At 37.5% G+C, this 20,001-nt stretch carries 13 protein-coding genes; 3 read left to right on the top strand and 10 right to left on the bottom strand.

Translation table 11 applies throughout. The features are described from left to right. Positions 1-407 precede the first annotated feature (407 nt). Positions 408-2,618, top strand: a complete 2,211-nt coding sequence (locus SFA27_RS07245; RefSeq protein WP_407298164.1) for a glycoside hydrolase family 3 C-terminal domain-containing protein — start codon at positions 408-410, stop codon at positions 2,616-2,618. Positions 2,619-3,088: 470 nt separating this feature from the next. Here SFA27_RS07245 and SFA27_RS07240 read toward each other — a convergent pair whose 3' ends face one another. The 8 genes from SFA27_RS07240 to SFA27_RS07205 form a co-directional block, all read right to left on the bottom strand. Beyond that, positions 3,089-5,275 carry a TonB-dependent receptor domain-containing protein gene (locus tag SFA27_RS07240; protein WP_407297305.1) on the bottom strand — a complete coding sequence of 729 codons (2,187 nt, stop codon included), beginning with the start codon at positions 5,273-5,275 and terminating at the stop codon, positions 3,089-3,091. A 371-nt stretch (positions 5,276-5,646) separates the two neighbouring features. Then, on the bottom strand, positions 5,647-6,198 hold the full coding sequence (locus SFA27_RS07235; protein ID WP_255816070.1) for a DUF2652 domain-containing protein: 552 nt from the start codon (positions 6,196-6,198) through the stop codon (positions 5,647-5,649). A 59-nt stretch (positions 6,199-6,257) separates the two neighbouring features. Continuing rightward, the gene (locus tag SFA27_RS07230; protein ID WP_407297302.1) at positions 6,258-7,670 is read right to left on the bottom strand and encodes an efflux transporter outer membrane subunit; all 1,413 of its coding nucleotides are present in this window, start codon (positions 7,668-7,670) and stop codon (positions 6,258-6,260) included. Positions 7,671-7,687: 17 nt separating this feature from the next. Then, a complete protein-coding gene (locus SFA27_RS07225) occupies positions 7,688-10,828 on the bottom strand; it encodes an efflux RND transporter permease subunit (RefSeq protein WP_407297300.1) in 3,141 nt (1,046 codons plus the stop codon). A 9-nt stretch (positions 10,829-10,837) separates the two neighbouring features. Beyond that, positions 10,838-11,983: an efflux RND transporter periplasmic adaptor subunit gene (locus SFA27_RS07220; RefSeq protein WP_407297298.1), complete on the bottom strand. Its 1,146-nt coding sequence runs from the start codon at positions 11,981-11,983 to the stop codon at positions 10,838-10,840. A 218-nt stretch (positions 11,984-12,201) separates the two neighbouring features. Beyond that, positions 12,202-13,116: a helix-turn-helix domain-containing protein gene (locus tag SFA27_RS07215; protein WP_407297296.1), complete on the bottom strand. Its 915-nt coding sequence runs from the start codon at positions 13,114-13,116 to the stop codon at positions 12,202-12,204. An 85-nt stretch (positions 13,117-13,201) separates the two neighbouring features. Further along, positions 13,202-13,948, bottom strand: a complete 747-nt coding sequence (locus SFA27_RS07210) for a metallophosphoesterase (protein ID WP_407297294.1) — start codon at positions 13,946-13,948, stop codon at positions 13,202-13,204. A 111-nt stretch (positions 13,949-14,059) separates the two neighbouring features. Next, positions 14,060-15,448 carry an MFS transporter gene (locus SFA27_RS07205; protein WP_407297292.1) on the bottom strand — a complete coding sequence of 463 codons (1,389 nt, stop codon included), beginning with the start codon at positions 15,446-15,448 and terminating at the stop codon, positions 14,060-14,062. Positions 15,449-15,591: 143 nt separating this feature from the next. Between SFA27_RS07205 and SFA27_RS07200 the strand changes: the two genes are divergently transcribed. After that, on the top strand, positions 15,592-16,062 hold the full coding sequence (locus SFA27_RS07200) for an Lrp/AsnC family transcriptional regulator (protein ID WP_264517408.1): 471 nt from the start codon (positions 15,592-15,594) through the stop codon (positions 16,060-16,062). A gap of 80 nt (positions 16,063-16,142) precedes the next feature. Here the strand turns inward: SFA27_RS07200 and SFA27_RS07195 are convergent, their stop codons facing one another. Further along, entirely contained in the window at positions 16,143-16,658 is a 516-nt protein-coding gene (locus tag SFA27_RS07195) for a hypothetical protein (protein WP_407297290.1), read from the bottom strand. Between the two features lie 18 nt (positions 16,659-16,676). Continuing rightward, positions 16,677-17,729, bottom strand: a complete 1,053-nt coding sequence (locus SFA27_RS07190; protein WP_407297288.1) for a hypothetical protein — start codon at positions 17,727-17,729, stop codon at positions 16,677-16,679. Positions 17,730-18,186: 457 nt separating this feature from the next. Here SFA27_RS07190 and mnmE point away from each other — a divergent pair, with 457 nt between their 5' ends. Beyond that, positions 18,187-19,572 (top strand): tRNA uridine-5-carboxymethylaminomethyl(34) synthesis GTPase MnmE, encoded by a 1,386-nt coding sequence (gene mnmE / locus SFA27_RS07185; RefSeq protein ID WP_407297286.1) that lies wholly within the window; start codon positions 18,187-18,189, stop codon positions 19,570-19,572. Positions 19,573-20,001 lie beyond the last annotated feature (429 nt).

Raw genomic sequence — 20,001 nt, 5'->3', positions numbered from 1 at the left:
GTGAGAGTTTGAGAGTAAGAAGGTTTGAGATTGTAAGAGCTTAGATTCCTGGACAAACTACGCGCTTTACCTATACGTCAACCTTGTCCATTCCATAGGAATCCAGACACTATATTAGAAGCATTGTAGGATTCGAGGTATTGAATGGAAAGTATAGATGAGTAGTTTCATTTGTCTTTTACTTTTTCCACCTATCAAATTCTATTTATTTTTTTCGCTATTATAAATACAATATTTAATAATGAGCTGTCTGCAAATATGTGGGCAGTTTTTTATTCATTAAAATTTATTTTCTCAATTTGAGATAATAAAAATTTTCTCTATTTTTGCTTTTAATCAAATAGAAAGGCATCATGTTAAAGAAAACCGTCATTATAAGTTTATTCACCTTTATTTCTGCTTCTTATATGGCTCAGACCAATACTACCATACCCGTTTATTTAGATGAATCCAAACCTGTAGAACAGCGTATTCAGGATGCATTATCAAGAATGACACTGGAAGAAAAAGTGGCAATGCTTCATGCACAGTCCAAATTCAGTTCACCAGGTGTTCCAAGATTGGGAATTCCTGAATTCTGGACAACAGATGGTCCTCATGGGGTACGTCCGGAAGTAATGTGGGACGAATGGGATCAGGCTGGCTGGACCAATGATTCTATTATCGCCTACCCTGCACTGACAGCCTTATCCGCTACCTGGAATAAAAAAATGTCATGGAACTACGGTAAAGCATTGGGTGAAGAAGCCCGCTACAGAAAAAAAGATATCCTTCTGGGACCTGGAGTGAATATTTACAGAACTCCGCTGAACGGAAGAAATTTTGAATATATGGGTGAAGATCCTTATCTGACCTCAAAAATGGTAGTTCCTTATATTAAAGGAGTCCAATCTAATGGTGTGGCAACTTCTGTGAAACATTTTGCACTCAACAACCAGGAAATGTTCCGTCACACCAGCAATGTGAATGTAGACGACAGAGCGCTTTATGAAATCTATCTCCCGCCTTTCAAGGCAGCAGTTACAGAGGGTGATTCATGGACGATCATGGGTGCTTATGATATGTACAAAGGCCAGTATGCCAGCCAGAATCAATATTTATTAAATGATATTTTAAAGAAAGAATGGAACTATAAAGGGGTTGTAGTATCCGACTGGGGTGCTGTAAACAATACAGAACAGGCCATCCACAATGGTCTTGACCTTGAATTCGGATCATGGACCAACGGACTTTCTGCCGGAACTAAAAATGCCTATGACAATTATTACCTGGCAAAACCTTATCTGGATCTGATTAAAGCAGGAAAAGTAGGAACCAAAGAACTTGATGATAAAGTAACAAGATTACTTCGTCTTGCTTATAAAACTACGATGAACCGCAACAAGCCTTTCGGAAATATTGCTTCAGAAGAGCATAAAGCGGTGGCAAAAGAAATTGGTGAAGAAGGAATCGTTTTACTAAAGAACCAGGGAAATGTGCTTCCTATTGACCTTAATAAAGCTAAAAAAATAGCAGTTGTTGGAGAGAATGCCATTAAAATAATGACTGTTGGTGGAGGTTCTTCATCTTTAAAAGTTAAATATGAAGCTCTTCCATTAGACGGAATCAAGTCCAGATTTGGAAAGCAGGCAGATGTACAGTACGCAAGAGGTTATGTAGGAGATATCGGAGGTGAATATAATGGGGTAAAATCCGGACAGGATTTAAAAGATACCCGCTCTGAAGCTGAATTACTGAACGAAGCGGTAGAATTGGCCAAAAAATCTGATTACGTCATTTTTGTTGGCGGACTGAATAAGGCAGACTTTCAGGACAGTGAAGGAAATGACAGAAAGAGCTACGGACTTCCTTATAATCAGGATCATGTAATCACTGCCCTTGCAAAAGCAAATAAAAATCTTGCTGTTGTTCTGGTTTCCGGAAATGCTGTAGCTATGCCTTGGATCAAAGAAGTACCGGCCGTTTTACAGTCGTGGTATCTGGGTTCTGAAGCTGGAAATTCCATTGCTTCTATTCTGGCTGGTGATGCAAATCCATCAGGAAAGCTTCCGTTTACATTCCCTGTAAAGCTTGAAGACAATTCAGCTCATCAGCTTGGAGAATATCCCGGACAAAAAGATGAATTGGCTGCAGGAAAAGGTAAAGATCAGAAAAATCCTATCAACATTACTTACAACGAAGGTGTTTTTGTAGGCTACCGCTGGCATGACACTAAAAATATAAAACCTCTGTTCAGTTTCGGACATGGATTAAGTTATACGACTTTTGAATTTGGAAAAGCAAAAGCAGACCAGACCACGATTTCACAGGATGGTAAAATTACCTTTACCGTAACGGTTAAAAATACAGGAAAAAAAGCAGGTGCCGAAGTTGCCCAGCTTTACATCAGTGATTTAAAATCATCTGTTCCGCGTCCTGCAAAAGAACTGAAAGGGTTTGAAAAAGTGTATCTGAATCCAGGAGAACAGAAGGAGGTAAGTTTCACCATTGATAAAACGGCTTTAAGTTATTTCGATGCCGGAAAACACGACTGGGTTGCAGAACCGGGAGACTTTGAAGCATTGATTGGAAATTCTTCTGATGCTATTAAAACTAAAGTGAAGTTTACCCTTAAATAAAAACTGAGAGTTAAGAGTATAAACTCTATTTAATAATTATTTGATAGAATGCAAACAGATTCCGGATTGGGATCTGTTTTTTGTTTAATACTCAATATTTTTTAGATCTGCTTAATCAGCAAAATCTGCGAGAGATATTTTTTAACACAAAGATTAAAAAAAGAAATGGTAACACTTTTAAGGAAGCAAAGAAAGCAACTCTATTGCTTACGAAGCTTTATAGTAATGCATACACCTAGAAAGAGTCAATGCAATTGGTTCAAAGCTTCGCTTCCTTAGAATAGTAAGAACTTCAGATAAAACCCTTGCGTTAAAATTTAATTTGGCTCGCTCAGATTTAGGAGATTTTGCAGATTTTTTTAACAAACCTCACGGTATCTTTCACTTCTTCACTCTTCCTACTTCCAGCCTAAAATAAAAAGCAGATTCCGAATGGGAACCTGCTTTCATTTTATCTAACAAATCTTGAATTATTTTCCGCCGCCGCCATTTTTCTCCACGTCGGTTTTTGTATTTTCTTTTACTTTCTGATTTCCAAAACGCTTTACAAACGTAAGAGAAACCCCATACCAGTCCCATTTTGAATACTCTCTGAAAGTTCCGTCCGGGCTGTAAGTGGTATTATCCCCATAAGGTCTTTTAAAAATATTCATCAGCTGCATACTCAGTTCCATTTGGGTTTTCGGGAAAATTTTGGTGACTGAAATATTGTGGAATACATTGGTATTATTAGCATATGAGTTCCCGTTATTCTGATTGGCAAGCTCTAACCAAGCACTCAGGTTAATGTTTTTATTGAATAGATTGGTATAAGAAACATTCGCAGAAGCTCCCCAATAACTGATATAATCTTTGGCTCCTAACTTATTTTTTTCATTAAAATCTTTATTATTAATGTAGTACCATCCAAATCCGGCATTTACATTCAGCTTATTTTTCAGGAAGTTCTGATTGGTATTGGCAAAAAGGTAATATTTTTCAACTTTCCCATCAAAGTTCCCCGGTAACGAAACTGTTCTTCCGTTTTCCGTTACATAAGTCGTCCAGTAATCCTGATTGGTATGCATATATCTTGCAGAAATAAAATACTTTTTCAGAATTCCGAATTTCAGATAAAGCCGGTCATTCGGATTGGGATTCAGATAAAGGTTTCCTCTGGAATACGTTCCATTAATTTCCGGCATCACAAAAGGATTAAACTCAGAATACCACGGTCTCCAAATGGTTCGGTTATAAGTAAGGCTCAAATCAAATTTCTCTGAAAAACTATATTTCAGCAATAGATTGGGAAGAAAAGTACCATAAGAATCTTTTCTCTCTGTTCCTGCTACGTCCTGTGTTACTTTATAATCAATATATTCATAACGGATTCCGACTCTTGTTTCCAGCTTTTCAAAAAAAGTCTTGCTATAATTGGCATATAAAGAGCTCAGATGATCTTCATAATGGAATCTGTCATTCCTGGATAGATTGGCATATTCCGGTGTGGGATTATCAATACTGAACCCATAGAGTCTGTTAGGAATAACATGATTATTCAATTCGGTTTTTCCTCCCACTTCCATGGTTCCCCCTGTTTTACCAAAAGGATGAGTATAATCAATTTTCAGATAATAATTACGCATTTGGTTTGTACTGACAACTCCCAGCTGCTGATTAGTAATTACCCCCTGCTTATTAATTTGTTTGTCAATCAAATTATCATTATTATCGCTGGAATAATTGGTTCCCAAATTAATATCTAAAATCCTGTTCTTTTCTTTATCATAATATTTATAGAAGGCATTGGTCCCTAAATTCCGGCTGAATCCCCAGTTATTTTGTGTCTGAAGGAAAGATTCACCGGGATCTCCGTCTTTTTTAGTCACCCCGTTAGATTCTGCTGAAAGTAAGTTTCTATTCTGTGAATACTCCAGCACAAATCCGAAATTATTCTTATCATTGATTTCAAACTCTGATGTAGAAGAAAGAGACGGACTTTCATTTCTCATCACGTTTTCCAGATTGAACTGCGTAAGCTTATTACCTTCAAACCGGTTATCCCAGGTCTGGGTTTTCTGTACATAAGTTCCATTGTTGTAGCCTCCTATAAAAGTTTGGGTAAACTTTTTCTTGTGATAATTCAGGTTAAAATTCGTGTATTGTGAATTCTTGGTACTTTGTCTGTTGTTCAGGGAGATACTTCCTTTCAATCCTTCGTCATCCCTTTTTTTCAGGACAATATTGATAACGGAACCGGAGGTTTCATATCTCGATGAAGGGCTGGTAATTACTTCAATTTTCATCAGGTTATCAGCAGGAATTGTCTTAAGATATTCCTTTAATTCCTTCCCTGTAAAAACTGATTTTCTATCATTGATGTATACGGTAACCATCTGCCCTTCGGCTTTTACATCATCATTATTATCTATGCTTACCAAAGGAGTCATTCTAAGAACATCCCATGTTGTATTTCCTGCCAGAATTGCACTGTTAGCTACATTAAATACAGTTCTGTCTACTTTAGATTCTACGGTCGGTTTTCTGGCAACCAGCGTAACCGCTTCTATTTCTTTTGTATTTCCTTTTACAGTATCCTTTGCTGCCGGGGCCTGAGCCTGCTGAGCCATTGCTAATGATCCTGCTAATATCGCTATTGGAAATAATATTACTTTCATGTGAAATTATAGTTTTTACTATAAGACCATTATCTTCACAATTTTGTTACATCAAAAAATAAAATAAATACTTAATTCCCAATAAGATACCAATTAAAAACAGAACCATAAATTAAAAAACAATAAAAAATCCTCAATAAAGTGATATAATATAAATTACTTCCATAATAAATATTCTTAAAAATACATTTTATCTGTAATTTAAATTTTATTAAAAAAAATCATAATTTATCATTTATACGTGAATCTTTATTATGAAAACAAGTTACTCATTTTCTCAATTCTCAAAGATTTGCAAACAAAAAAGCCCGGATCTCACCCGGGCCGCTAGCAATAGCAAATTTACAAGGATTAATATTAAAAAATATATGCTAGTTTAAATTTTCAAAATAATGGATAACGCCTACTTCAGGCAGACGAAGCGGATCTTTATTAAAATCAGACTCTTTATTTCTGCTGTTTTCCAGGAAAGAATTACTGAAAAGAGCATATGAAGGCTGTTCTGCCAATCCGTTTTTCAAAAGCTGATGTGCCTCCACAATCGTTTTCCCATACAGCTTTCTGAAGTTTCCAATATTGTATTGTGAAAAAGATCCATAATGAACAATAAATTTGAGTGCCAGATCAATGGTAGTGCTTAAACTCTTACTCAGCTCCTCTATCTTTCTGTTGAATGCACTCCTCATCTTCCACAACATTTTGGAAATGCTCTGGTAAGACGGATTTTCATCATAACGGTAAAATAAAATGGCATCCCCCTCAATCTCAGAAATTTCAAAGTACTGATCGTTCACATCAATCAGTGTAGACAACAACTGTCTTACGATATACTCACCTGTATACAATTTTGTATTGAACACAAATTCGGTAAATCCGCTGAAATCCGGAATTAAAATGATCCCCTCCTGTATATTTGTCTTCATAATGATAATGGATTAAAAACCTGCTTCATCATTACAGACGAAGCAGATTCAATTTTACTTTATTGCCATCCGCCCCCTACAGAGCGGTAAAGAGCTGTAATAGCATTCAGTCTCTGGGTTTTCAGAGAAGCCAGTTCCAATTCTGCCTGAAGTTTGTTTGATTGAGCAATAATCACCTCTACATAAGTTGCTGAATTATATTTAAATAACAAATCAGCCTTCTTCACCGCTTCACCGGATTTCATGACCAGCCCTTCAGCAACTTTCTGCTGTTCTTCGAGTTTTTGGATCTGTACCAATGCATCAGAAACTTCACCTACCGCCTTTAAAACAGACTGTTTAAAGTTGAGCTCTGCCTGATCCGCCAATACTTTAGACTGCTCATACTGCGTTTTCAACTGTTTCCCATTCAGAATAGGCTGTGCTACAGCTCCTGCCACCATTCCGAACAGTGATCCCGGAACGCTGAACCATTTACTGATCTGGAATGCATTTACACCACCTTGCGCTGTAATATTCAACGAAGGATACATGCTCATTTTGGCAACATGAATTGCGGCTGCACTTTTTCTTACCTCAAGTTCTGCCGTTTTAATATCCGGTCTGTAACTTAATAATTCTGAAGGAATCCCTGCAGCAATATGATCCGGAGACTGTACATTGTTCAGGCTTGCACTTCTTTCAATTTTCCCGGGCATAGAACCGGTCAGCAGACTCAAAGCATTTTCCTGGGTTGTCACAGAACTTTCAATCGCAGGAATTGATTTCAGGATCTGATCTTTTACAATTTCCTGCTGCTGTACTGCCAAAGCTGTCGTTAATCCCAATTCCTGCTGTTTAGCCAGAAACTTCAGGGTATTATCAGCATAAGCCAGATTGGATTTTGTAATTTCCAGCTGAGTATCCAGCATCAGCAGGTTATAATATCCCTGCACTACAGCAGACACCACTTGTGTTTTTACCGCCTTTGCCGCTTCCTGCGTTTTGAGATATTCTGCCAAAGCCTGTTCTTTTCTTCCTTTGATCTTACCCCAGATATCAGCTTCCCATGAAAAACTAAGAGAAGCTGTATAATCTTCCATATATCTTTTTCCCATGAACTGCCCGGCCATCATTCCATTCATACTGTTGTCTGAAGGACGATTGATATTCGCATTGGCAGAAGCACTTACCGTTGGAATATTCCCCCATTTACTCTGAGTATAGGCCAGGGAAGCAAATTCAATCTGTTTTAAAGCTACCTGAAGATCATTATTCTGTACCATAGCTTTATCAATCAAGCCTACCAGAACCGGATCTTTGAAAAAATCTTTGTAGCTGATCTTAGCAATATTTTCATTTTGATCCGAAACAAGACTATCACTTCTGAAAACTTCAGGCATTTTTACCTCAGGCTGTTCATATTTCTGTACTTTACAGGAAATTGCTGTTCCCGAGATGAACGCGATATATGCTATATTTTTAATTTTCATTTTTAAAATCATTTGAATTAATATTCCCAATCCGCATCTGTTACCACCTTTCCGTTGATTCTCTCATGCAAAGCCTGAAATACCACAAAAAGAACCGGAACCACAAAAATCCCTAAGACTGTTCCGAAAAGCATCCCTGAAATGGCTGCATATCCGATAGAATGGTTACCCATCGCTGAAGGTCCTACCACAAAGATCAATGGCAGTAATCCTGTAATAAATGCAAGAGAGGTCATCAAAATAGGACGCAAACGTGCTTTTGCCCCTTCTACAGCAGAAGCAATAAGGCTTTTTCCTGCTCTACGTCTTTGAATCGCAAATTCTACAATCAGAATACCATTCTTCGCCAAAAGCCCGATCAGCATCACCAAAGCAATCTGTACATAAATATTATTGGACAGTTCTGCGAATGTAATCCCTACAAATACTCCTGATAAACCTACCGGAATAGCAATCAATACGGCTAACGGAAGAATATAACTTTCATATTGTGCAGATAAAAGGAAGAATACAAATACAATACATAGCCCGAAGATCATAACAGATTGCGAGCTTGAACCCGCTTCTTCACGGCTCATTCCTTTATAATCGTAAGTATATCCCGGAGGAAGCACCTGCTTACTCACTTCTTCAATGGCTGCCATAGCCTGTCCGGTACTGTATCCCGGAGCTGCCATTACTGTTAAGTTCGATGAGTTGAATAGATTGAAACGATCTACTACTTCTGCTCCTGTTACCTGTTTCAGGCTTACCAATGTATTGATAGGAACCATCTGGCCTAAATTATTTTTAACAAAAATTCCGTTCAGGGATTCTTTATCCTGTCTTGTCTCCGGAGTAGATTGCACCAATACTCTATAATACTTTCCGAATCTGTTGAAATCCGAAGCCTGAATACTTCCGTAATATCCCTGCATCACTCCCAATACATCAGAAACATTCACTCCCAGCTGAGCAGACTTCACTTCATCTACAAGCACTTCAAATTGTGGATACGTGACATCAAACGTTGTAAATGCTACTGCAACCTCTGGCCTCTGCATTAAAGCTCCCATCATTCCATAGGAGATATTTCCTAAATTCTGAAGTTCTCCGTTGGTACGGTCTTGAAGCACCAGTTCCATCCCACTCGTATTTCCAAAACCGTCTACTGTTGGGGTATTGATCACAAGGAAATTAGCTCTTTTATCCTGAGAAAGCATTCCCTGCGTTTGTCCGATGATATCATTGATGTTATTCACTGCTCCTCTTTCGCCTCCTTTTTTTAATTTAACGAAAATAGAAGCTGCAGAAGATGACATAGAGCCACTGAATAAGTTTAATCCATCTACAGAAATTACCTTGTCCACAGCAGGGTTTTTCATCAATAAATCTTCCGTATCGGAAACCACTTTTGAAGTTCTGTCCTTTGATGCTCCGGGAGCAAGGTTAGCTGTTACAATAATGAAACTCTGATCTTCATCGGGAATAAATCCTTTAGGTGTTGTCATAGACATCCATGCGAATAAACCTCCAAAGGCTACAATAATGATCAATGCTACCCATTTTCTTTTTAAAAGGAATAACACAGCTTTTCCATATCGGAATGTCAGCTTATTGAAGCTTGCATTGAAACCTGCAAAGAAACGGTCTTTGAAATTCATTTTTTCATGGGTTTCCGGATGGTGTTGTTTTAAGAATAAAGCACATAAAGCCGGACTCAATGTCAATGCATTGATCGCTGAAATCACAATGGCAATTGCCAGTGTCAGTGCAAACTGCTGGTAGAATAGTCCTGTAGAACCACTCATAAAGGCTACCGGAACAAATACCGCAGACATGATCAGCGTAATAGAAACAATTGCTCCTGTAATCTCACTCATTGCCGACATCGTAGCCGCTCTTGGGTTCAGCTTTTTATGCTCCATCTTAGCATGAACGGCTTCTACCACTACAATGGCATCATCTACTACAATACCGATTGCCAGTACCAAGGCAAACAACGTCAAAATATTAATAGAGAATCCGAAAACTTTCATAAAGAAGAACGTTCCTACGATGGACACCGGAACTGCAATGGCCGGAATCAAAGTAGACCGGAAATCCTGAAGGAAGATATACACCACAATGAATACCAGGATAAATGCTTCTATCAATGTATGAATCACCTGTTCAATAGACTGATCCAGCGCATCTTTTGTTGCATATGGAATTTCATAATCCATTCCTGCCGGGAAAGATTTTTCCAGTTCTTTCATTCTTTCCTGAAGAGCGATCTGCACTTCATTGGCATTGGAACCTGCCATCTGGAAGATCGCCATCGTTACAGACGCTTTCTTATTATAATTGGAAGAAACCGTATAACTGTAAGCCCCGAATTCTACTTTGGCAATATCTTTTAATTTTAAAACTGAACCGTCATTCAGTGCTTTGATAGTGATATTTTCATATTGCTCAGGCTCTGTAAATTTTCCTTTGTAGCGAAGAACATACTCCATTACCTCTTTACTTCTCTCCCCTAATCTTCCGGGTGCTGCTTCGAGGTTTTGCGTCTGAATAGCACGGGAAACATCAGATGGAGTCAGATTGTATGAAGTCAGTTTATTAGGATCCAGCCAGATACGCATGGAGTAATCTTTATTTCCATACACCATTGCATCTCCTACTCCTTTTACTCTTTTCAGTTCCGGAACGATGTTGATTTTCGCATAGTTTTCAAGGAAAAGGTCGTCCATCTTTCCGTCTTTACTGGTGAGGGAAACCATTGCAATCATACTGTTCTGTCTTTTCACCGTGGTGATTCCCGCCTGAATTACCTCTGCAGGAAGCTGGTTGGTCACCTGAGCTACCCTGTTCTGCACGTTAATAGCCGCCTGGTCAGGATCTGTTCCCAGTTTAAAAATAACAGTAATGCTTAATGTTCCGTCATTACTTGCTGTAGAAGTAATATAGTCCATATTTTCCACTCCATTGATAGCATTTTCCAACGGAGGTGCTACCGACCTTGCAATGGTTTCAGCATTGGCTCCCGGATAAGCAGCAGTTACCATAACGGTAGGCGGTGCAATGTCCGGGAATTTGGTAATCGGAAGACTCACCATCCCAACAATCCCCAGAATAACAAGCAATACGGAGATTACCGTTGCCAGTACGGGTCTTTTTATAATTTTCTTTAGCATGATTTCTTCTTAGGATTTTTTCTGTTGAGCATTTTTCTTTTGTGCCACGACAGGTGTTCCCGGCTGTAGACGGTCAAAACCGCTGGTGATATATTCGTCACCTGCCTTAAGTCCTTTGGCTACAATGAAATTATCACCGGCTTTACCATTTACTTCAATCGGAAGCATCGCCGCTTTCCCACCCTGAATGGTAAATACAAATACTTTATCCTGAATGGTTCTGGTAGAAGCAACAGGAAGTAAAATAACATTGCTGTAGAACTGATCCAGTACAATTTTACCGGTATTTCCGCTTCTTAAAAGATTATTGGGATTGTTGAATTTTGCTCTTAATGTAATTGATCCGGTTGTTTTATTGAACTGCCCTTCCACAGCATCAATCTTTCCTTTTTCAGCATATTGCTCACCACCGGAAAGGAGTAATGATACTGCAGGAGTATTTTTAATCACCTCATCAATACTGCTGCCTGTGTATTGTTTCTGGAAATTATTAAAATCATTTTCACTTAAACTGAAATACGTATATACCTGATGAATATCTGACAGCAAGGTGATCGGTTCCTGATTCCCCGGGGTCATCAAACTTCCCAAACGATAGTTGAATCTCCCGATAAAACCACTTACCGGGGCTTTAATTGTAGAGAAATTCAGATTGATTTTTGCTGATTCAATAGAAGATGTTGACTGACTTACAGCTCCTCTTGCTCCATTGTAAGCCGCTTCCGCTTCTTTCACCTGAATTTCGGAAACCATTTTGTTTTTAAACAGTTCTTTTTTTCTATCCAAATCAATTTTAGAGGTTGAAAGACTGGCCTGAGCGGTAATCAAAGCCGCCTGAGCACTTCTCAACTGCTCACGGAAAACCTGATCTTCAATTTTGAACAGAGGCTGGCCTGCTCTCACAAAGTCTCCTTCATCCACAAAAATTTTGCTTAAATATCCTGTTACCTGAGGTCTGATCTCCACATTGGAAACACCCTCGATAGATGCTGCATATTCTCTGGAAACAGAAGCGTCTCCCTGTGTTACCTTTGCAACAGGTAATTCCGGTGCCTGCTGCTGATATCCCTGGTTTTGATTATCTTTCCTACATCCCGTCAAAACGATCAGCGAGAGGAAAAGTAAAGTCGATTTTTGAATAAAAAATCTTTGCATAACAATAGTCCTTTTAAATTTTCCGGACAAAAATCGAACGAAAAAAATTCAATAGGATTATTCAAAAAACTCCTTATTTTGTCAAAAAGACTCCTTATTTTAAAAAATATGAGAAATATCATTTATAGACAATATAAATAATACTATTTACTTTTTTAAATCGAAATTATAGTTGAAATTTGGTAAAAAGACGTCTTAAAATCTTAAATCACTGATTATCAATACAAGTCATCTTTTCTGTATTCCAAAGGAGATCTTCCTACATGTTTTTTAAAAAATTTACTGAAAGAAGCCTGGTCTGAAAACTTCAGTTGTGATGCTACTTCACCGATATTCAGGTTAGGATTTCTCAGCAGCAATCTGGCTTCTACCGCTAAAACCTGATGAATAATATCTCTTGGGGATTTGAACACCGTTTTATTGATCACTTTCGTAAGGTATTTGCGACTGATAAAAAGCTTGTCGGCATAGAACTGAACATTATGCTCTTCTTTGAAATGATCCTGAACCAGCTTAAAAAAACTGGTCGTCAATTCATCTTCCCTATTGGTTACCTGATGAGGTTTTTCTATTTTCTTGAAATAATTATCAATTTCATAGATCACCAGTGAGAAATGATGCCAGATCATTTCATTGAAATAATAATTATCTTTTTCCTTATCATTCAAAACCTTAAGTTCATCGAGATGGAAATTCAGCTTCCTGTACACACCCTGCTCGTTTCTGACGATATGGGTAGGATCTGATGACAAACTTTTCAGAACATTATTTGACTTATAATTAAACCCTGCATCAGAAATAAAATTCAACGAGAAGAAAATATACTTAGCATTATAATCATCGGTAATTTCATCCAGCCAAAAAGTTTCTAACATAGGACAAAAAACAATATCACCTTTGGAGACCTCATAGCTTTTATCATCCAACCTGAATGTAACTCCTCCCTTCTGTATCATAAAAATGCAGAAATAATCTGAACGGTAAGGCATATTGGGCTTTATGATATAATTTGCCTTATCAATTTCCATCACCACAAATTCCTTGATTCTAAGATCAAACTCAACCTGCTGAAGCACCTCATCAAAGGCTAGCTGTGAAACAAAATCAGGTTTCGGCTGGGATTTTTTAGGCATTGGAAAGAAAATTAAACACGAAGATAGTTGAAAAAGAAAAAAGAGCCAAGAAGGCAAATAATCGAATTACACTTTTTATTGTTTCCTAAACAACAATCAGCAATTCTTTATCATATCCGTTGTATTTTTCATCAATATAACCATGGGGATTACAGATGATCTCAGTTTCTCCGATTTTATATCTGCACGGGGTATGAATATGTCCGTGAATCCAGTACAGCGGTTTGTATTCTGTCAATAAACATTCCAGATCGGAGGCATAAGCAGATGTTACCGGATCTTCCTTATAATGTTCCGGAACAGATTGTATACTGGGTGCATGATGGGTAACGACTATATTTTTAAGACCTTTTGAACTTTCAAGACTTTCTTTTAACCATTCTTTTGAAAACTGATGGATTTTGAAGGTATCCAGTGTCCTCATTTTCGAATAGGAAGGATCTCTCCTGATCATTTTATAATCATTCATTTTGGACTGGCAAAGCATTCCGTACTGAACCGGATTCCCAAAGATGGAAAAATCCGTCCACAAAGTCGCTCCATGAAAACGAATTCCATCAATGTCTACAAATGAATTTTCCAATACGTGAACATTAGAATTCAAGGAAGCGTCTCTGATCTTATGGAGCGTTTTTGGATATGAACCTTTATAGTATTCATGATTGCCCAAAACATAAATTACAGGTTTATCGGGAATTGCATTTTTAATCCATTCAATTCCTTTGGTTCCCAAATTGACATCACCTGCCAAAACAACAATATCAGAATGATCAAAACATAATTCCGTACTTCCAAATTCCCGGTGGAGATCACTGATGATCTGTATTTTCATGATGAATAGTAAAAAACCAAAGATAATAAAGCTAAGCGGAAAGACAAAAAAAGAACCGGCACCTAAGCACCGATTCTTCCTCATATAGTTTGTGTATTTTTAGGCCGCCTGCTATGAAACAGCCACTTTTGTCTGCTTCACTTTTAAGCTCTTCATTATAAAATAAAACAACATTCCGAGTGCCAGAAGAGCATAGCTGATTAAGACAACCAGATTCAGACTTCCTACGGAAAACTCTGAAGGAAAGATCTGGCTCATTAAAGTCATGAAAGACAATCCAATACCGGCTCCCAAAAAGTAAATTGTAGAACTCAAACTTGATGCCAATCCGTAATTGGAAGGCTCAACATCCTGGATTCCCATTACCGAAAGCGCGGTAAAACAAAACGTCATTCCTACTCCTGAAATACATGCTGCTCCCAGCAAAACTACAGCCAGCGGATGTCCGGTATAAACGGAGATCAACAGTGACAATCCTCCCATCAGCATAAACAACCATCCTAACACTCCCATTTGAGAAGAACTCAGACGTTTTGATACGTGCGGCAGAATAAATTTAGCCGTCAAAGCAGATATGATGCTGAACGGAACAAGCATTAATCCTGCTGAAGCAGCGCTATAGCCCATATCTTTCTGAAGCATCAATGAAATCAGGAATAAAAATCCGATAAAAAATGCCCCCAACGTAAAGAATACGGCATTGGAGATCACTAAAGATCTGTGTTTGAATAATTTTAAGTCAACTAAAGGTGCAGCAACGGATTTCAATCGGTAATATACCATAACCAGCAGCAATACCGCCAGAATCAAAGAGCCTATGACCAGGAATGGCTGTTCTTTAATATGGACTAATTCATGTGTACCGTAAGTAAGACTTAAAAGTCCAAGCACCATTAATATTCCGGAAACCATATCCGTTTTCTGTGCAGTTTCATTTTTCTCATCTGCAGGCAGATAGTAATAAGACAGCACAATTGTTATTAAAAGAATAGGCACATTAATCAGGAATACCCAGTGCCAGCTCAGGTAGGTACTGATAATTCCTCCTACAGAAAGGCCACTTCCTGAACCGATAGCAGCGAATGAACTGAAAATTCCGATAGCATGGTTTCTCTCCTGCTCTCCTCTGAATGTATTGGTGACAATGGATAGCGCAGACGGCATCACCAATGCGGCTCCTAATCCCTGTAAAGCACGGAAAACAGCCAGCACTTCAAAGTTTTGAGACAATCCTGCACCTAATGAAGTCAGCATAAAAATCAGTGCCCCCAGCAAGAACATTTTCTTTCTTCCGATCTGATCTGAAAGCTTTCCTCCAATGATCAGAAATCCTCCAAAGAATAGCACATAAAGGGTCTGCAGCCATTGAACGGTCTCTGCACCGATCTGAAACTGCTGCTGAATAGAAGGAATTGTTAAATTAATAATGGCAATATCCAAAGCCTCCACAAATGTTCCTACCGATGCTAAAATTAATATTAAATTCTTCCTTGTATCCATGTTTCAAATTTCCTGCAAAATTAAAATTAACAGAACGTATTTAAAAATTTAACCTTAAATTTGGAACAATATTATATATATAAAATATTTATAAGAACAAAACTACTGATACTCCATACAACAACCTATAAAAACAGAACAAAATGGCAACTGAAAATTATATACCCGATGAAAAAGACTTATCCATCCTGCGTCTTCTTCAGAAAGATGCCAAGATGAGTATCCGTGACATTTCAGCAAGAATCAATTTAAGTCCCACCCCTACCCATGAACGTATCAAGCGCATGGAAAAACAAGGAATCATTAAAGAATATACTGCTGTTGTAGACCGTAAAAAAGTCAATAAGGGAATGATGGTGATCTGTATGATTGCCCTGAGTGTTCACAATAAAAAAACTGCAGGAAAATTTATTGAGGAAGTGGGCAAGCTGAAGGAAGTTGTGGAGTTTTATAACATCAGCGGTGATTTTGATTTTATGCTGAAGATCCTTGCTCCCAATATGGATGAATTCCATGAGTTTTTTGTGAACAAATTATCAGAAATTGAAGGAATTGGCCAGACCAAGAGTATTTTTGTGATGAACAGTATCAAGGAAAGCGCCCAGATTGTTTAAACCAAAATAAAAGCAGCTGTATGAAAATATACAGCTGCTTTTTATTGTAAACAGAATATTCCAGAGTAGTTTCTCATCATTTATTTCCAGTAATTCCAGACTGACCCGTCAAATATTGCCAGTGTCTTACTGGTTGTATCGTAACAGATCATACCCGGGTACGGATTTTTTACACTAAGATGTGGTGTTGTTATTTTTGGAAGAATCATGGCCTTATTCTGAGATTCAAGGACTAACACTCCATCAGCAGTACTTACCGCATCTCCCATAATAACTCCTTTACCTGATTCAGCAGAATTATTGGCAACAACTGTACTTGAATTACCGGCATCGGACAAAGATTTCCAGGTGTCATTTTCGTAGACTTTTACTTTATTATCTGTGATATCAAAGATCAATGTTCCATTCACCAAAGTTCCGGTAGGGAATCCTGATGTTGCAGGAAGAATCAAACCTTTTGTATTTCCGGGAACGTTATCAAAATCCAATACGGTACTGTTTCCATCTACTGTTTGTTTTCCAATAGCCACCTGAGCAAAAACTGAATTAAAAACAATCAGGGCAGCTGCTATACTTATATTTCTTACATTTTTCATAAACTCTTTATCAGTAGATTAATCGTTACAGCTTTTTTGTACACACTTCCATTCGGTACCGTTATAAAGCTTTACACATTTGTCCTGGATATCATATAAAAGCATTCCTTCTTTTGGATCAGTAATGGCATCACCAGGTTGTGGTGACTGGCTCACATGCTGAACTCTCGTCATGACAAAACCTTTATTTTTAGATTCCATCGCCAAGAATCCATTAGGTATGTTTTCCGGCCAGGAATTGTTTTTCTGCTGCACTGTAATTCCAAATTTGGTAAAGCCATCAGGTGTTCCTGAAGCTGGCGGTTTTGTACAGAATCCGTCCAGGTCATCAATAATAACCGGAGCGTTGCCACAGCTAGTTTTATCTTCGGAAAGACCTTCAGGCCAAAGTCCCGGGCACATGGTTTTTGTTGCATTAGGGCCGCAGAAGCTTGAATTCCCCATCCCCAATCCTGTGACAGATCCCATGGCAATTGTTACTATCTGACTATCATCACTAATAATGGAGCCTTCCCCTCCTCCACTTACATCTGCTTTTGCAATACAGTAAGCTTTTCCGGTAGGATTTCCAATATATTCAACAGAGGGATAAGTCTTAGACTGCTGGGTAAATGTTCCGCATATTTCTACAACACTATTTGTTCCCATCTCAATAACAGAAGTTGCTCCAGGGTAAAATCCGCCAAAAGAAGGGTCTTCCTGAATAACTGATCCTACCAGTGATAAAAATGATTTGGTTCCTAGTTTAATTTTTGAATTTTTCTGAGATCCGAAAGTTCCTACTTTCACTGTCCCGGTAGACTGAACACTTGTTCCATCACCTATTTCCAAGACTCCATCTACCTGAATACTATTAGATTGAAGCTGCCCGGATTGAATAATAAGTGTTGCCCCATTTGGTATGCTTATATTCGTACTTACATTAAGGTTACTGTTAAGACAATAGATATTTCCACTGGTCATCGCCTGCCCTGTGTAAGGAATACATTGAGCATAGGCTACAGCGCTGAAAGCTAGCATTAATAAAAAAACGACTTTTTTATTAATATTTAAAAAAAATAATTTATTCATGTGCATTTATAATATTTTAACAGATTATTGTTGCTTAATTGGAAAATATTTAAATTTTCAACATCATCGTCGGACTAACAACAATTAACATACCAAACAGGTGTTTAATTTTTTTATTATCAAACTATACTTAACAAAAAAGTGTGCTTTCTGAAACAATTAAAAAACCCCATAAAATGCTATATTACAACACATTGAAACCTATCAAAAACAATTTTGAATCATGAGACTATTTTTAATCTAAATCTTTTTTTTCTTACTTAATTCAGACTATAGTTTAATAAAGAAAATTCTATGTTTTTTAAATACATCATCTTATTTACCTACAGAATAATCAAAACGACAATAAATTTTATCATAATATATTCTGTTCTATTTTTCCATCTTAATGAAACAATAGATAATCTGAATAACAGACCTCAACGAAAATTCATATTAAAAACCGTAAATTTGCAGCATGAATAACGATACGATATGTGCACTGGCTACTGCCAATGGAATAGGTGCTTTAGGCATCATCCGGGTTTCTGGAAATGAAGCTTTATCTGTAGTTCAGAAAAGTTTTCCGGCAAAAAATCTGGAAAAACAGAAATCTCATACCATTCATTATGGTTATTTTATGGATGAGGAGGAAGCAATTGATGAAGTAATGCTTTCCATCTTTCTGGCACCTAAAAGTTTCACCACTGAAAACTCTGTGGAGATTGCATTTCACGGCTCTCCACATATCGGAAAACGTATTCTTGAAACGCTGATCAAAAACGGAGCGAGAATGGCAAAAGCAGGAGAATTTACACTCCGCGCCTTCATCAACGGAAGGATTGACCTTTCCCAGGCAGAAGCGATTGCTGATGTGATTGCTTCTGAAAATGAAGCCTCCCGAAAAGTAGCCATTAACCAGTTGAAAGGTGGAATAACCAATGAAATTTCTATCCTGAGAACAGATCTTCTGAATTTCGTTTCCCTGATTGAACTGGAACTGGATTTTGCTGAAGAAGATGTAGAATTTGCAGACCGAACCGCTCTGAGCGGATTGTTAGATAAAATTGAATTAAAATTAAATTCTCTTATTGAAAGTTTCCAATACGGAAATGCCATTAAAAACGGGACAGCCGTTGCCATCATCGGAAAGCCGAATGCCGGGAAATCTACGCTGTTGAACTCCCTTTTGAAGGAAGAAAGAGCGATTGTAAGTAATATTGCAGGAACCACCAGAGATACCATTGAGGAAATTCTTCATATTAAAGGCCACGCCTTCCGACTGATTGACACCGCAGGACTTCGCGAAACGGTGGATGAAATTGAAGCTATCGGGGTAAAAAAAGCAAAAGAAAAAGTAGAAAACGCCAATATCCTTGTTTATCTGGCTGATGCTGCTACTGAAGATTTTTCTGAGGATATTGAAATGATTCAGTCGCTGTTGAGAGAAGATCTGAAACTGATCATCTGCGCAACAAAAATTGATGAGGTGACTCCTACCAAATATGAAACTGTAGAAAATATCTTTAGAAATGCTATCTCTCACGAGTTTGATTTTATCAAAATCTCAGCCGTTGAAAATCAAAATATCCAGGATCTGAAAAATGAACTTTCATCATATGTTGAGCATCTAAAATCCGAAGAAAATAATGTAGTGATTACCAACCAGCGTCATTTTGAAGCATTACGGAAGTCTCTGGATGCTGTTCATAAAGTAAAAGAAGCCATTTCTTTCCAGATCTCTACAGAATTACTGGCTTATGAGCTTAGAAACGCCCTTGAACATCTTGGAGAAATTTCCGGAGAGGTTACAAATGATGAGGTGCTTGGGAATATTTTTTCTAAGTTTTGTATCGGGAAATAGAATTTACAAACAATTTCCTTGTATTGAAAAAGAAAATCAAAAATAGTTATAGTTATTATTATAAAAATGAGACTATATTTTGCAAAAGAATAATCAAGCTTTTTCAGTATTGATTTAATAAAAAAATACAATAGAAATGAATCAATGATTCAGTAAAATAAAAGCTTTATTAGCTTTAAATTTGCATGTAATATTATTATCTACTGTTTATTTAGATTATCATAAGTACTCTTTATCAACATAAATTATAAATACACATCAGGTTTATGGAGCAGATTGTATAGTTTGTACATGTTACTATATTGATAAAAAACCTCCATTTTAATAGGAGGTTTGGAACAATAAAAAAATTCATTGTTTACACTTGTGTTATTTAGGCCCTATGCTTAATTTCTAAAGAGTCTCATTAACATATAGAGAAATAAGCTT

The organism is Chryseobacterium sp. HR92, assembly GCF_045689405.1.
GTDB lineage: Bacteria > Bacteroidota > Bacteroidia > Flavobacteriales > Weeksellaceae > Chryseobacterium > Chryseobacterium viscerum_A.
Note: the sequence above shows the minus strand (reverse complement) of the source record. Positions and strands in the feature narration are given on the sequence as shown.

What these genes read in the sequence shown, in the direction of transcription:
- SFA27_RS07245 (WP_407298164.1), top strand. Translation starts at nt 408, where the DNA reads ATGGCTCAGACCAATACTACCATACCCGTTTATTTAGATGAATCCAAA.
- SFA27_RS07240 (WP_407297305.1), bottom strand. Translation starts at nt 5,275, where the DNA reads ATGAAAGTAATATTATTTCCAATAGCGATATTAGCAGGATCATTAGCA.
- SFA27_RS07235 (WP_255816070.1), bottom strand. Translation starts at nt 6,198, where the DNA reads ATGAAGACAAATATACAGGAGGGGATCATTTTAATTCCGGATTTCAGC.
- SFA27_RS07230 (WP_407297302.1), bottom strand. Translation starts at nt 7,670, where the DNA reads ATGAAAATTAAAAATATAGCATATATCGCGTTCATCTCGGGAACAGCA.
- SFA27_RS07225 (WP_407297300.1), bottom strand. Translation starts at nt 10,828, where the DNA reads ATGCTAAAGAAAATTATAAAAAGACCCGTACTGGCAACGGTAATCTCC.
- SFA27_RS07220 (WP_407297298.1), bottom strand. Translation starts at nt 11,983, where the DNA reads ATGCAAAGATTTTTTATTCAAAAATCGACTTTACTTTTCCTCTCGCTG.
- SFA27_RS07215 (WP_407297296.1), bottom strand. Translation starts at nt 13,116, where the DNA reads ATGCCTAAAAAATCCCAGCCGAAACCTGATTTTGTTTCACAGCTAGCC.
- SFA27_RS07210 (WP_407297294.1), bottom strand. Translation starts at nt 13,948, where the DNA reads ATGAAAATACAGATCATCAGTGATCTCCACCGGGAATTTGGAAGTACG.
- SFA27_RS07205 (WP_407297292.1), bottom strand. Translation starts at nt 15,448, where the DNA reads ATGGATACAAGGAAGAATTTAATATTAATTTTAGCATCGGTAGGAACA.
- SFA27_RS07200 (WP_264517408.1), top strand. Translation starts at nt 15,592, where the DNA reads ATGGCAACTGAAAATTATATACCCGATGAAAAAGACTTATCCATCCTG.
- SFA27_RS07195 (WP_407297290.1), bottom strand. Translation starts at nt 16,658, where the DNA reads ATGAAAAATGTAAGAAATATAAGTATAGCAGCTGCCCTGATTGTTTTT.
- SFA27_RS07190 (WP_407297288.1), bottom strand. Translation starts at nt 17,729, where the DNA reads ATGAATAAATTATTTTTTTTAAATATTAATAAAAAAGTCGTTTTTTTA.
- mnmE (WP_407297286.1), top strand. Translation starts at nt 18,187, where the DNA reads ATGAATAACGATACGATATGTGCACTGGCTACTGCCAATGGAATAGGT.